Here is a 12261-nt window from a genome sequence, read left to right as displayed (position 1 = left end):
ACTCAAGTCGACGCTCACGCGGAGGCCTTGTCGTCCTTCAGGCTTGCCGGTGGCCAATTTTCCAACCGCATGCCGAGGGACAAGCCGCGCGCCGCCAATACATCTTTGATTTCATTCAAAGACTTTTTACCGAGATTCGGTGTCTTCAACAGCTCAACTTCTGTGCGCTGGATAAGATCACCGATGTAATAAATATTCTCGGCTTTTAGGCAGTTCGCGCTGCGAACGGTCAACTCAAGATCGTCTACGGGGCGCAATAGAATAGGATCGACATGATCCTCTTCCTCTTCGACTTCCTGTTCTTTATCAGCTTCCAGGTCGACGAAGGCGGCCAGCTGCTCTTGCAGGATGGTCGCACTGCGACGGATAGCCTCTTCCGGATCCAGGGTACCGTCGGTTTCCAGATCGATAATTAGCTTATCGAGGTCGGTGCGCTGCTCAACACGAGCGGCTTCAACCGAATAGGAAACACGGCGGACAGGGCTGAAGGTGGCATCCAGCTGCAGGCGGCCAATAGCCCGTGACTCTTCATCAGAGCCGCGTGCGTCAGCCGGTTCGTAGCCACGACCCAGCGCTACCTTAAGCTGAATTTTCAGCTCGGCACCTTCATTGACATGAGCAATGATGTGGTCCGGGTTGACGATTTCGACGCTATGATCAAGCGCAATGTCGCCAGCGGTGACGACGGCTGGGCCCTGCTTGTTCAGCGTGAGCACCGCCTCATCGCGGCTGTGCATCTTGATCGCAACATCTTTCAAGTTCAGGAGGATTTCAATGACATCTTCCTGCACCCCTTCAAGCGCACTGTATTCATGCTCAACGCCGGCAATTTCAGCCTCTACCACGGCACAGCCGGGCATAGACGAAAGCAGAATGCGACGCAGTGCATTCCCCAGGGTGTGACCAAAACCACGCTCGAACGGTTCGAGTACGATCTTGGCGTGATGTGCGCTGATTTCTTCGACCTTGATGTCGCGAGGACGGAGAAACTCTGTCACTGAACGCTGCATATGAACACCTTTCAGGCTGCCAAACGGATACTTGGTACTCGGTACGACCTGGCGCGGGCGTTATACCCACACCAGATTGACAAGAAACAGAACACTGCTTACTTGGAGTACAGCTCGACGATCAGGTTTTCGTTGATGTCGGCAGTCAGGTCACCGCGTTCAGGCAGAGCCTTGAAAGTGCCTTCCATCTTCTTGGCGTCGATTTCGATCCAAGCGATATCGCCACGGTTGGCCGCAATGGACAACGCGCTTTGAATACGTGCTTGGTTTTTCGCCTTTTCGCGAATGGCAACAACGTCACCCGGCTTCACTTGGTAGGAAGCTACGTTAACGGTGCGGCCGTTCACGGAAATCGCCTTGTGGCTGACCAGCTGACGCGCTTCAGAGCGAGTCGAGCCAAAGCCCATGCGGTAGACGACATTATCCAGTCGGGATTCGAGCAACTGCAACAATACCTCACCGGTCGCACCTTTCAGGCGAGCGGCTTCTTTGTAGTAGTTACGGAACTGTTTTTCGAGTACGCCATACATACGACGTACTTTTTGCTTCTCGCGAAGCTGCAAGCCGTAGTCTGAAAGACGTTGACGACGCTGGCCGTGTACACCCGGGATTTGCTCGGATTTACACTTTTTCTCGAAGGGAGTCACACCGCTCTTCAAAAAGAGGTCTGTGCCTTCACGACGAGACAGTTTGCACTTCGGTCCAATATAACGAGCCATGAATCTGTCTCCTTAAACGCGGCGTTTCTTCGGCGGACGGCAGCCATTATGGGGAATGGGCGTCGCGTCTACGATGCTTTGCACGCGGAAGCCGGCGGCGTTCAGTGCGCGCACGGCGGATTCACGACCGGGACCTGGACCTTTAACCAGTACGTCTACGTTTTTCACACCATACTCGGCTGCAGCAGTTGCTGCACGTTCGCTTGCCACTTGAGCAGCGAACGGGGTGCTCTTGCGAGAACCACGAAAACCCGAACCACCGGCAGTTGCCCAGGAAAGAGCATTGCCCTGGCGGTCTGTGATCGTCACGATCGTGTTGTTAAAAGAGGCATGGATATGCGCAATTGCGTCCACTACCTGCTTTTTAACCTTTTTACGGTTACTACGCGGGTTAGCCATGTTGATGTCTATTCCTGTCTTTACGCCAGAACGTGCGTGTTATTTGCGGATCGGCTTACGCGGGCCCTTACGGGTGCGCGCGTTAGTCTTAGTCCGCTGACCACGCAGCGGAAGACTACGACGATGACGCAGACCACGGTAGCAGCCTAAGTCCATGAGACGCTTAATGTTAAGCGTAACATCACGACGAAGGTCGCCCTCTACGGTGTACTTACCAACTTCAGAACGCAGGGTGTCGACTTCTTCAGAAGACAGGTCCTGGATCTTGGCAGTAGGCGCGATACCGGCTGCAGCACAAATGTGCTCAGCACGGGTACGGCCAATCCCGAAGATATAGGTCAGCGAGATCGCCGCATGCTTGTTGTCCGGGATATTGACGCCTGCAATACGGGCCATCAGCTTACTCCGAAATTTGAGCGGCTTGCTCGTTTATTCATCTACAAAAGGCGCAACAGCATACCCCTTTGAGTGCCCTAAGGCAAGGGGTATGCTGGCACCCGCTTAATACAACCCAGGGGGATTAACCCTGACGCTGTTTGTGCCGTGGCTCGCTGCAAATGACGCGGACAGCGCCATTGCGACGAATGATCTTGCAGTTACGGCACATTTTCTTTACGGAAGCTCGAACTTTCATCGATCTTTCTCCAAAAACCGGCTCGCGGCGCGCCCTCTCTAACTTAACAGGGGGGACGGCGCCTCAGCGCATGATACCGCCGCTACCGTAGCCTTTCAGGTTGGACTTCTTCATCACTGAGTCATACTGATGCGACATGAGATGCGACTGCACCTGGGCCATGAAGTCCATGATGACCACGACTACGATTAACAACGAGGTACCGCCGAAGAAAAACGGCACGTTCCACGCCACAATCAAGAACTGGGGCATCAAGGAAACCGCAGTGATATACAAGGCACCGAACAGGGTCAAGCGTGTCATGACCTTGTCGATATAGCGAGCGGTCTGCTCGCCGGGGCGAATGCCCGGCAGGAAAGCGCCTGACTTTTTAAGATTGTCAGCCACATCCTTGGGGTTGAAGACCAGCGCTGTGTAAAAGAAGCAGAAGAATACCACTGCCGCCGCGAAAAGCAAGATGTAAAGCGGTTGACCTGGGCCTAATGCCTGAGATGCACGCTGCAACCACTCCATACCTTCACCGGCACCTACCCACTGACCAATAGAGGCCGGGAAGAGTAGAATACTGGAGGCAAAAATCGCCGGAATAACACCGGCCATGTTGACCTTCAAAGGCAGGTAGCTACTTTGCCCTGCATACATCTTATTGCCCACTTGACGCCGTGGGTAGTTCACCTTGAGGCGACGTTGGCCACGCTCAATGAAAACAACGAAGGCGACAGTCGCAATACCTAACGCTGACAACGCTAACAGTGGCAGAACATTCCAGGCCCCTTCATTACGGGCAAGCTCGAAGGCTTGGCCCACGGCACTGGGTAGTCCAGCGACAATACCGGCAAAGATTAGCAACGAAATACCGTTGCCAATGCCCTTCTCGGTAATCTGCTCACCTAGCCACATCATAAACACCGCGCCTGATACGAACGTAATCACTGCGGTGAAGTAGAAGCTGAAGTCAGCACTGTACGCGATGCCTTGGCTAGCCAGGCCGACGGACATACCGGTTGCCTGGACAAATGCCAGTATCACCGTGCCGTAGCGGGTGTACTGGCTAATCTTGCGGCGGCCAGCCTCACCCTCTTTCTTGAGCTGTTCAAGATGAGGGGAGACCGCAGTCATGAGCTGCATGATAATCGACGCCGAAATATAGGGCATGATACCCAGGGCGAGAACGCTCATGCGCTCCAGAGCGCCACCCGAGAACATGTTAAACATGCCTAGGATGGTACCCTGTTGCTCCCTAAACAAGGCAGCAAGCTGGTCAGGATTGATACCGGGAACGGGAATGTGGGCACCAATACGGTACACCACGATGGCGAGGAGCACGAAGCGCAAGCGCGCCCACAGTTCACTCAGACCGCTGCCCATCGCCGGCATTTTTCCTGACTTGGCCATTTAGTCCTCTACCTTGCCGCCAGCGGCTTCGATCGCTTCACGGGCACCTTTGGTGACCTTGATTCCGCGAACGGTAACTGCTGTTTTTAGTTCGCCAGAAAGGATGATCTTCGCGTGCAGCGTAGAATCCTTCAGCACATTGGCTTCTTTCAAAGATGCCATGGTGACTTCGCCACCGGCAACTTTAGCAAGTTCGGCCAGGCGTACTTCTTCAGAGACCAGCGACTTTGCAGACGTAAAGCCGAATTTCGGCAAACGACGCTGCAAAGGCATCTGACCGCCTTCGAAACCGGGCTTAACACTGCCGCCACTACGTGCTTTCTGACCTTTGTGACCACGGCCACCGGTCTTACCAAGACCGGAACCGATGCCACGACCAACGCGCTTTTCAGCGTGCTTGGAGCCCGGAGCCGGGCTTAAGGTATTAAGTTTCATGGATTACTCTCCCTCAACGCGCACAAGGTAATTAACCTTGTGGATCATGCCGCGTACGGCAGGGGTGTCTTCCAGTTCAACCGTATGACCGATGCGACGCAGGCCCAAGCCTTTCATAGTAGCCTTGTGCTTGGGCATAATGCCGATGGTGCTGCGGATCTGGGTAACCTTGATCGTTGCTGCCATGGTGCCTTACCCCGTGATCGCTTCGACAGACAGACCGCGCTTAGCGGCCACGTCTTCCGGTGCTTGCATGGAGGAGAGACCTTTCACAGTCGCCCGTACCACGTTAACCGGGTTGGTGGAACCGTAGCACTTGGCCAGTACGTCGTGGACACCGGCGAGCTCTAGTACAGAGCGCATGGCGCCACCGGCGATGATACCGGTACCTTCGGAAGCCGGCTGCATGTACACCTTGGAAGCACCGTGACGGGCTTTTACCGGGTATTGCAGCGTGTGGCCAGCGAGGTTCACCTTGACCATGTTGCGACGAGCTTGATCCATCGCTTTCTGGATTGCGACCGGCACTTCACGCGCCTTGCCACGTCCGAAACCGACACGACCTTTACCATCACCAACGACGGTCAGTGCGGTGAAGCCGAAAATACGACCACCCTTGACCACCTTGGCGACGCGGTTGACCTGCACTAACTTCTCTTGCAGATCACCGCTTTGCTGTTCGTTCTTCGCCATCGTAAAACCCTTTAGAATTCCAGGCCGCCTTCACGTGCGGCGTCGGCCAGCGCCTTGACGCGGCCGTGATACTTAAAGCCAGCACGGTCGAAGGCCACCTGGGTGATGCCTGCTTCTTTAGCGCGTTCGGCAATCAGTGCACCTACTTTAGAGGCGGCATCTGAGTTACCGGTCGCACCCTCACGCAGTGCTTTGTCCAGCGTAGAAGCACTGGCTAGCACTTTGCCACCATCCGGCGAGATAATCTGCGCATAGATGTGACGCGGGGTACGGTTGACGCACAGGCGATACACGCCCAGCTCGCGGATCTTGGCGCGAGCGCGGCGGGCACGACGGAGACGAGATTCTTTCTTCGCGTTCATAACCCTGCCTTACTTCTTCTTGGCTTCTTTGCGACGCACCTGCTCGTCGGCGTACCGTACACCCTTGCCTTTATACGGCTCGGGCGGACGGAAAGCGCGGATTTCCGCGGCGCACTGACCGAGCTGCTGCTTGTCCGCGCTTTTCAGCACGATCACGGTGTTTTTCGGCGTTTCCGCTGTAACACCTTTCGGCAGTTCGTAGTCGACCGGGTGCGAGAAGCCCAGTGAAAGATTGAGCGTCTGGCCCTTAGCTTGGGCACGATAACCGACGCCAACAATTTCGAGAGTTCGTGTGAAACCCTCGGATACGCCCGTTACCAGGTTCTGAACTAAGGCGCGGGTAGTACCGGCCATTGCCCAGCTCTTGGCTGACTCACTCGGGGCGAAGGTCAGCTGGCCATCTTCCTGATTCACCACTACATCAGAGTGGATCGTCATAGATAGCGTGCCCTGGCCGCCTTTGGCGGTCAGCTGGTCGGCATTGATTTTGATATCAACACCGGCAGGCACTTTAACCGGATATTTCGCTATGCGGGACATTCCAGCCTCCTAGAATACGGTGCAGATGACTTCGCCACCAACACCCGCTTGGCGCGCGGCACGATCGGTCATGACACCATTGGATGTGGTGACAATTGCGATGCCCAGACCATCGGCAACCTTAGGCAGGTTGTCCTTGCCTTTGTATTGACGCAAAGACGGCTTGGAAACCCGCTGAATGTGCTCAATAACCGGCTTACCCTCAAAGTACTTGAGAGTCACAGTCAACTCAGGCTTAACACCCTCCGCCACTGTAAAGTCGGTAATGTAGCCTTCTTCCTTTAGCACTCGGGCCACTTGCACTTTCAGCTTGGAGGACGGCATGGTTGCCGTCTCCTTGGTGGCCATCTGCGCATTGCGGATACGGGTAAACATATCCGCCAGAGTGTCTTGCATGCTCATTTAATGTGCGCTCCTGATGATTCTACGTGGCGTTACCAACTGGACTTTTTGAGTCCAGGAACGTCGCCACGCATGGCGGCTTCACGCAGCTTGTTACGGCCTAGACCGAACTTGTTGTAAAAACCGTGCGGACGACCGGTGATACGGCAGCGGTTACGCTGACGCACCGGGCTTGAGTCGCGCGGCAGTTGCTGCAGCTTCAGCGTCGCCTCGAAGCGGTCTTCCTCAGACGTGTTCACGTCTGAGATGATCTTCTTGAGTTCAGCGCGCTTGGCCGCATACTTCGCGACCAGCTGAGTACGCTTAAGCTCACGCTCTACCATACTTTTCTTAGCCATGATCTCGCCCCTATTTCTTGAACGGGAAGTTCAGTGCGGTTAGTAGCGCACGACCTTCCTCGTCGGTTTTGGCGGTCGTAGTGATAGTGACGTCCAACCCCCGGATGCGATCGATTTTATCATACTCGATCTCCGGGAAGATGATCTGCTCACGCACACCCATGGAGTAGTTGCCACGACCGTCGAAAGACTTCGGGTTGAGACCACGGAAGTCACGCACGCGGGGAATCGCGATGTAAACCAAACGGTCCAAGAAGTCCCACATGCGCTCAGCGCGCAGCGTTACCTTGATGCCGATTGGCCAACCTTCGCGCACCTTGAAGCCCGCGATGGACTTACGTGCTTTGGTCACCAACGGTTTTTGACCAGAGAGTTTCTCTAAGTCGCCGATGGCATTGTCAATCAACTTTTTATCGTTGACTGCTTCGCCGATACCCATGTTCAGAGTCACTTTCGTGATCCGGGGTACCTGCATAACGTTGGCATAGCTGAACTCTTCTTTGAGTTGAGCTGCTACCTCGTTTTGATAACGTTCTTTCAAGTTCGCCATTGTGCTACCCGACTCGCGTTAGGCGTCGATCTGCGTCTGCGTCGACTTGTAGATACGTACCTTGGTACCGTCTTCCTTCACTTGGAAGCCGACGCGATCCGCCTTACCGGTCTCCGAATTGAAGATGGCTACGTTGGACGCGTGAATCGGAGCCTCACGCTCGACGATACCGCCCTGATTACCCGCCATGGGATTTGGCTTGGTGTGACGTTTAATCATGTTCACACCGGACACCAAAAAGCGGTTTTCTAATACCCGCTTAACGGTGCCACGTTTGCCTTTATCCTTCCCGGCGATGACGATGACTTCATCGTCACGTTTGATCTTTTGCATATCCGCCTCGCTCCTTACAGCACTTCAGGCGCTAAGGAAATGATCTTCATGAACTTTTCATTACGAAGTTCACGAGTCACCGGCCCAAAAATACGGGTACCGATGGGCTGTTCGTTGGTGTTATTCAACAAAACTGCCGCATTTCCATCGAAACGGATGAGCGAACCGTCGGGACGACGGACGCCACTACGGGTCCGGACCACGACCGCTTTTAGCACCTGGCCTTTTTTGACCTTGCCACGCGGAATCGCTTCCTTAACCGTGACCTTGATGATATCACCAACACGAGCGTAGCGACGGTGTGAACCGCCTAACACCTTGATGCACTGCACCCGGCGCGCTCCGCTGTTGTCGGCGACATCCAGCATTGTCTGAGTCTGAATCATCGGTTTTCTCCAAACCTAATCTGACTGCACTGATTGACAAGCCTCAGGGATTAACCCTTGGCGTGTTCAACCACCTCGACCAGCGTCCAGGCTTTCTTCTTGGAAAGCGGACGGCACTCCTGAATGGAAACCGTATCGCCTGCCTTAGCCTGATTCGCCTCATCATGGGCGTGCAGCTTGGTGGAGCGCTTAACGTATTTTCCGTAGATCGGGTGACGCTCGCGCCGCTCGATCATGACGACGATGGACTTGTCCATCTTATCGCTCACCACTTTACCGGTAAGCGTACGCGTTGTTTTCTCTTCGGCCATCTCAATCACCTGCCTTCTCGTTGAGCAAAGTCTTAACGCGGGCGATATCCCGACGGACCTGCTTGAGCAGATGAGTCTGGCTCAGTTGGCCAGTGGCCTTCTGCATGCGCAGGTTAAACTGCTCGCGGAGGAGTTCGAGGAGTTGCTCCTGGAGCTCTCCTGCGGACTTTTCACGAATTTCCTGGGCTTTCATCACATCACCGTCCGTTTCGCAAAGGTGGTGGATAAGGGCATTTTCTGTGCGGCAAGCTCAAACGCTTCACGAGCAAGCTCTTCCGACACGCCTTCAATTTCATACAGGACCCGACCCGGTTGGATCTGGGCAACCCAGTACTCAACAGAACCTTTACCTTTACCCATACGAACTTCGAGTGGCTTCTTAGAGATCGGCTTATCAGGGAAGACGCGGATCCAGATTTTACCGCCACGTTTTACGTGACGTGTGATCGCACGACGGCCTGCCTCGATCTGACGCGCAGTGATGCGGCCGCGACCGGTAGCTTTAAGGCCGTATTCCCCGAAGCTGATCTTGCTTCCGCGATGCGCCAGGCCACGGTTGCGGCCTTTCATCATCTTGCGGAATTTCATACGCTTGGGCTGTAACATCGACTCGCTCTCCCCTTACCTGGAACCTTTCTTCTTGGGCGCGTTGCCGGCAGGCTGCTGTTGCTTAGCCTTGGCACGTACTTCCTCGATACCGCCGAGGATTTCACCCTTGAAGATCCACACTTTGACGCCGATAACGCCATAGGTGGTGTGAGCTTCGTAAGTGGCGTAGTCGATATCCGCACGCAACGTGTGCAGCGGAACGCGACCTTCGCGGTACCATTCGGTACGTGCGATTTCAGCGCCACCAAGACGACCTGACAGCTGAATCTTGATGCCACCAGCGCCAAGACGCATTGCGTTCTGTACCGCGCGCTTCATCGCACGACGGAACATGACGCGACGCTCAAGCTGACCCGCTACGTTAGCAGCGACTAGCTTGGCATCCAGCTCCGGCTTGCGAACTTCTTCGATGTTCACATGCACGGGGACACCCATCATCTGGGTGAGATCGCGACGCAAACGGTCGACATCTTCACCTTTCTTACCAATCACGATACCCGGACGGGCAGTGTGAATGGTGATGCGGGCGTTGTTCGCCGGACGCTCGATGTGGATGCGGCTAACAGAGGCGCTTTTAAGACGCTCTTCCAGGAAGCTACGCACTTCGAGATCGTTATTGAGCTTATCGGCGTAAGCGCCGCGCTCAGCATACCAGACAGAAGCATGGTCTTTGACGATGCCCAGTCGAATGCCTGTTGGATTGACTTTCTGACCCATCGGTCGACTCCTACTTCTCGGCTACCTTGACGGTGATGTGGCACGTGCGCTTCAAGATACGATCCGCACGCCCCTTGGCACGCGGCTTGATACGCTTGAGCGTCATGCCCTCATCGACGCAGATGGTCGAGACACGCAGCTCGTCAATATCCATGCCGTTATTTTCTTCCGCATTCGCAATCGCGGATTGCAGCACCTTCTTAACCAGCTTGGCAGCCTTCTTCGGTGAGAAGGTCAGCAGGTCGAGTGCCTCGGCGACAGGTTTACCGCGCACCTGGTCAGCCACCAAACGGGCCTTCTGGGCGGATAAACGAGCGCCAAGCAGCTTAGCTGTGACTTCCATCTCTCAATCCTCTCTGGCTTACCGTTTGGCTTTTTTATCCGCCGCATGCCCACGGTAAGTGCGGGTAGCAGCGAATTCGCCCAATTTGTGGCCAACCATTTCCTCGGAAACATGCACCGGGACGTGTTGGCGACCGTTATGGACCGCGATAGTGAGGCCTACCATATTGGGCAGGATCATAGAACGACGCGACCAAGTCTTGATCGGTTTGCGATCGTTCTTCTCCACTGCAGCCTCTACCTTCTTCAAAAGATGAAGGTCAATGAAGGGACCTTTCTTTAGTGAACGTGGCACAGCCGTTACCTCTTAATGTCTTGGCAATTTCGATTAACGCGTCTTGTTACGACGACGAATAATCAGCTTGTCGGTGCGCTTGTTCTTACGCGTCTTGTGACCCTTAGTCGGCACACCCCATGGGGATACCGGGTGACGACCACCACTGGTGCGGCCTTCGCCACCACCGTGCGGGTGATCGACTGGGTTCATCGCGACACCGCGAACAGTCGGACGCACGCCTCTCCAGCGCTTCGCACCGGCCTTGCCAAGTTGACGCAGGCTGTGCTCAGAGTTGCTCACTTCACCCAGGGTCGCGCGGCACTCGGCCAACACCTTACGCATTTCGCCAGAGCGAAGACGCAGGGTGGCATAGTTACCTTCACGAGCAACCAACTGGGCGCTTGTACCGGCACTGCGAGCAATCTGCGCACCTTTACCCGGCTTAAGTTCGATGCAGTGCACCGTAGAACCCAGCGGGACGTTACGCAGCGGCAAGGCATTGCCTTTTTTGATTGACGCGTTAACACCAGATTCCAGCACGTCACCCGCGCTGACACCTTTCGGTGCAATGATGTAACGACGCTCACCATCGGCATACTTCAGCAGTGCAATGTGCGCGCTGCGGTTGGGATCGTGCTCAAGGCGCTCAACGGTGGCTAGAATGCCATCCTTGGTGCGTTTGAAATCGATCAACCGATAGTGGTGACGATGACCACCGCCCACGTGGCGGGTGGTGATACGACCGTAGTTGTTACGGCCGCCGGACTTGGACTGTTTTTCTAAAAGCGGTGCATAGGCACGGCCTTTAAACAGTTCCTCGCCAACGATCTTGACGACGTGGCGACGACCGGCGGAAGTGGGTTTGGTCTTGACGATTGCCATTATCCGTACTCCTGCCCTTATTCGGCGCCAGAGAAGTCTTCGAGCGTTTCACCCGCAGCCAGGGTCACATACGCTTTGCGGTAACCCTTACGCAGGCCAACGCCGTTCGCAGTACGCTTTGTTTTACCCTTCATGTTCAGTACCTGAACACTGCCGACCTTTTTGCCGAAGAGTGCTTCAACGGCCTTTTTGATCTCGGGCTTGGTAGCATCAGATGCCACCTTGAAAACGTACTGGTTGCGCTCGGCTGCCATTGCGGCCTTTTCGGTCACGTGCGGCCCAAGCAGAACCTTAAATACGCGTTCCTGGTTCATGCCAGCTTCTCCTCGAATTTACGCAGGGCGGAGACGGTAATCAGCACCTTATCAAAGGCTACCAGGCTTACCGGGTCAGCTGCCGCGACATCCACCACGTCAACGTGGGGAAGGTTGCGTGCGGCCAAATAGAGCTTCTCGTCGATTTCTTCAGTGACGATCAACACTTTTTCAAGGTTGAGCTCTTTCAGCTTGGCAGCTACCTGCTTGGTCTTAGGCGCATCGACGACGAATTCTTCAATCGCGACTAAACGCTCTTGACGTACCAGCTCTGACAAGATGGAGCGCATCGCTGCACGGTACATCTTGCGGTTAACCTTCTGGGTGTAGTCTTGCGGACGCGCCGCGAAGGTTACGCCACCACTACGCCATAGCGGAGAGCGGATGGTACCGGCACGTGCACGACCGGTGCCTTTCTGACGCCACGGCTTTTTACCACCGCCACGAACGTCGGAACGACTCTTTTGTGCGCGGGTTCCCTGACGACCAGCCGCCAAATAGGCAGTGACAACCTGGTGAACGAGCGCTTCGTTGAATTCTTTGCCAAAAGTGGCGTCGGCTACTTCAACGGTACCCGCGCCTGCAGCAAGATTCAGATTCATTGGTAATTATC

General features: G+C 55.1%; 25 protein-coding genes. All 25 read right to left on the bottom strand.

Translation table 11 applies throughout. The features are described 5' to 3' along the window. Window positions 1–14: 14 nt before the first annotated feature. A complete protein-coding gene (locus ACUVOF_RS15735; protein ID WP_113269833.1) occupies window positions 15–1010 on the bottom strand; it encodes a DNA-directed RNA polymerase subunit alpha in 996 nt (331 codons plus the stop codon). Window positions 1011–1108: 98 nt separating this feature from the next. Further along, window positions 1109–1729, bottom strand: coding sequence for a 30S ribosomal protein S4 (rpsD, locus tag ACUVOF_RS15730; protein WP_113269834.1), 621 nt, complete (start codon window positions 1727–1729; stop codon window positions 1109–1111). A gap of 12 nt (window positions 1730–1741) precedes the next feature. Next, window positions 1742–2128, bottom strand: a complete 387-nt coding sequence (gene rpsK / locus ACUVOF_RS15725; protein WP_007111985.1) for a 30S ribosomal protein S11 — start codon at window positions 2126–2128, stop codon at window positions 1742–1744. Between the two features lie 39 nt (window positions 2129–2167). Further along, window positions 2168–2524: a 30S ribosomal protein S13 gene (rpsM, locus tag ACUVOF_RS15720; protein ID WP_022520863.1), complete on the bottom strand. Its 357-nt coding sequence runs from the start codon at window positions 2522–2524 to the stop codon at window positions 2168–2170. 124 nt (window positions 2525–2648) lie between these two features. Beyond that, a complete protein-coding gene (gene rpmJ / locus ACUVOF_RS15715; protein WP_008959154.1) occupies window positions 2649–2762 on the bottom strand; it encodes a 50S ribosomal protein L36 in 114 nt (37 codons plus the stop codon). A 63-nt stretch (window positions 2763–2825) separates the two neighbouring features. After that, window positions 2826–4157 carry a preprotein translocase subunit SecY gene (gene secY / locus ACUVOF_RS15710; RefSeq protein ID WP_101147110.1) on the bottom strand — a complete coding sequence of 444 codons (1332 nt, stop codon included), beginning with the start codon at window positions 4155–4157 and terminating at the stop codon, window positions 2826–2828. Beyond that, a complete protein-coding gene (gene rplO, locus ACUVOF_RS15705) occupies window positions 4158–4592 on the bottom strand; it encodes a 50S ribosomal protein L15 (protein ID WP_447045237.1) in 435 nt (144 codons plus the stop codon). Window positions 4593–4595: 3 nt separating this feature from the next. Then, entirely contained in the window at window positions 4596–4778 is a 183-nt protein-coding gene (gene rpmD / locus ACUVOF_RS15700) for a 50S ribosomal protein L30 (protein ID WP_022520864.1), read from the bottom strand. A 6-nt stretch (window positions 4779–4784) separates the two neighbouring features. After that, window positions 4785–5285 (bottom strand): 30S ribosomal protein S5, encoded by a 501-nt coding sequence (gene rpsE, locus ACUVOF_RS15695; protein ID WP_007111990.1) that lies wholly within the window; start codon window positions 5283–5285, stop codon window positions 4785–4787. Window positions 5286–5296: 11 nt separating this feature from the next. After that, complete coding sequence (rplR, locus tag ACUVOF_RS15690) at window positions 5297–5647, bottom strand: 50S ribosomal protein L18 (RefSeq protein ID WP_008959159.1); 351 nt, start codon at window positions 5645–5647, stop codon at window positions 5297–5299. 9 nt (window positions 5648–5656) lie between these two features. Continuing rightward, window positions 5657–6187 (bottom strand): 50S ribosomal protein L6, encoded by a 531-nt coding sequence (gene rplF, locus ACUVOF_RS15685; protein ID WP_113269835.1) that lies wholly within the window; start codon window positions 6185–6187, stop codon window positions 5657–5659. 9 nt (window positions 6188–6196) lie between these two features. Then, the gene (rpsH, locus tag ACUVOF_RS15680; protein ID WP_113269836.1) at window positions 6197–6589 is read right to left on the bottom strand and encodes a 30S ribosomal protein S8; all 393 of its coding nucleotides are present in this window, start codon (window positions 6587–6589) and stop codon (window positions 6197–6199) included. Between the two features lie 32 nt (window positions 6590–6621). Continuing rightward, a complete protein-coding gene (gene rpsN / locus ACUVOF_RS15675) occupies window positions 6622–6927 on the bottom strand; it encodes a 30S ribosomal protein S14 (protein WP_113269837.1) in 306 nt (101 codons plus the stop codon). Between the two features lie 10 nt (window positions 6928–6937). Then, window positions 6938–7477, bottom strand: coding sequence for a 50S ribosomal protein L5 (gene rplE / locus ACUVOF_RS15670; RefSeq protein WP_007111995.1), 540 nt, complete (start codon window positions 7475–7477; stop codon window positions 6938–6940). Between the two features lie 18 nt (window positions 7478–7495). Next, window positions 7496–7810 (bottom strand): 50S ribosomal protein L24, encoded by a 315-nt coding sequence (gene rplX, locus ACUVOF_RS15665; protein ID WP_007111996.1) that lies wholly within the window; start codon window positions 7808–7810, stop codon window positions 7496–7498. A gap of 14 nt (window positions 7811–7824) precedes the next feature. Beyond that, window positions 7825–8196, bottom strand: coding sequence for a 50S ribosomal protein L14 (gene rplN / locus ACUVOF_RS15660; protein WP_008959163.1), 372 nt, complete (start codon window positions 8194–8196; stop codon window positions 7825–7827). A gap of 50 nt (window positions 8197–8246) precedes the next feature. Continuing rightward, entirely contained in the window at window positions 8247–8507 is a 261-nt protein-coding gene (rpsQ, locus tag ACUVOF_RS15655; RefSeq protein ID WP_096276515.1) for a 30S ribosomal protein S17, read from the bottom strand. Between the two features lies 1 nt (window position 8508). Continuing rightward, window positions 8509–8700, bottom strand: a complete 192-nt coding sequence (rpmC, locus tag ACUVOF_RS15650; RefSeq protein WP_007111999.1) for a 50S ribosomal protein L29 — start codon at window positions 8698–8700, stop codon at window positions 8509–8511. Further along, window positions 8700–9113, bottom strand: coding sequence for a 50S ribosomal protein L16 (gene rplP, locus ACUVOF_RS15645; RefSeq protein ID WP_007112000.1), 414 nt, complete (start codon window positions 9111–9113; stop codon window positions 8700–8702). Before rplP ends, rpmC begins: the two co-directional genes overlap by 1 nt. Window positions 9114–9128: 15 nt before the next feature. After that, the gene (gene rpsC / locus ACUVOF_RS15640) at window positions 9129–9833 is read right to left on the bottom strand and encodes a 30S ribosomal protein S3 (RefSeq protein ID WP_088702074.1); all 705 of its coding nucleotides are present in this window, start codon (window positions 9831–9833) and stop codon (window positions 9129–9131) included. Window positions 9834–9843: 10 nt separating this feature from the next. After that, window positions 9844–10176 carry a 50S ribosomal protein L22 gene (gene rplV, locus ACUVOF_RS15635; RefSeq protein WP_007112002.1) on the bottom strand — a complete coding sequence of 111 codons (333 nt, stop codon included), beginning with the start codon at window positions 10174–10176 and terminating at the stop codon, window positions 9844–9846. A gap of 18 nt (window positions 10177–10194) precedes the next feature. Then, complete coding sequence (gene rpsS, locus ACUVOF_RS15630) at window positions 10195–10470, bottom strand: 30S ribosomal protein S19 (RefSeq protein WP_009098993.1); 276 nt, start codon at window positions 10468–10470, stop codon at window positions 10195–10197. A gap of 33 nt (window positions 10471–10503) precedes the next feature. After that, window positions 10504–11334, bottom strand: a complete 831-nt coding sequence (gene rplB / locus ACUVOF_RS15625) for a 50S ribosomal protein L2 (RefSeq protein ID WP_447045235.1) — start codon at window positions 11332–11334, stop codon at window positions 10504–10506. 17 nt (window positions 11335–11351) lie between these two features. Further along, entirely contained in the window at window positions 11352–11648 is a 297-nt protein-coding gene (gene rplW, locus ACUVOF_RS15620) for a 50S ribosomal protein L23 (protein WP_008959167.1), read from the bottom strand. Continuing rightward, complete coding sequence (gene rplD, locus ACUVOF_RS15615; protein ID WP_008959168.1) at window positions 11645–12250, bottom strand: 50S ribosomal protein L4; 606 nt, start codon at window positions 12248–12250, stop codon at window positions 11645–11647. The genes rplW and rplD overlap by 4 nt, the downstream gene beginning before the upstream one ends. Between the last annotated feature and the right edge of the window lie 11 nt (window positions 12251–12261).

The sequence above is a fragment of the Vreelandella sp. H-I2 genome, from assembly GCF_052959335.1.
Note: the sequence above shows the minus strand (reverse complement) of the source record. Positions and strands in the feature narration are given on the sequence as shown.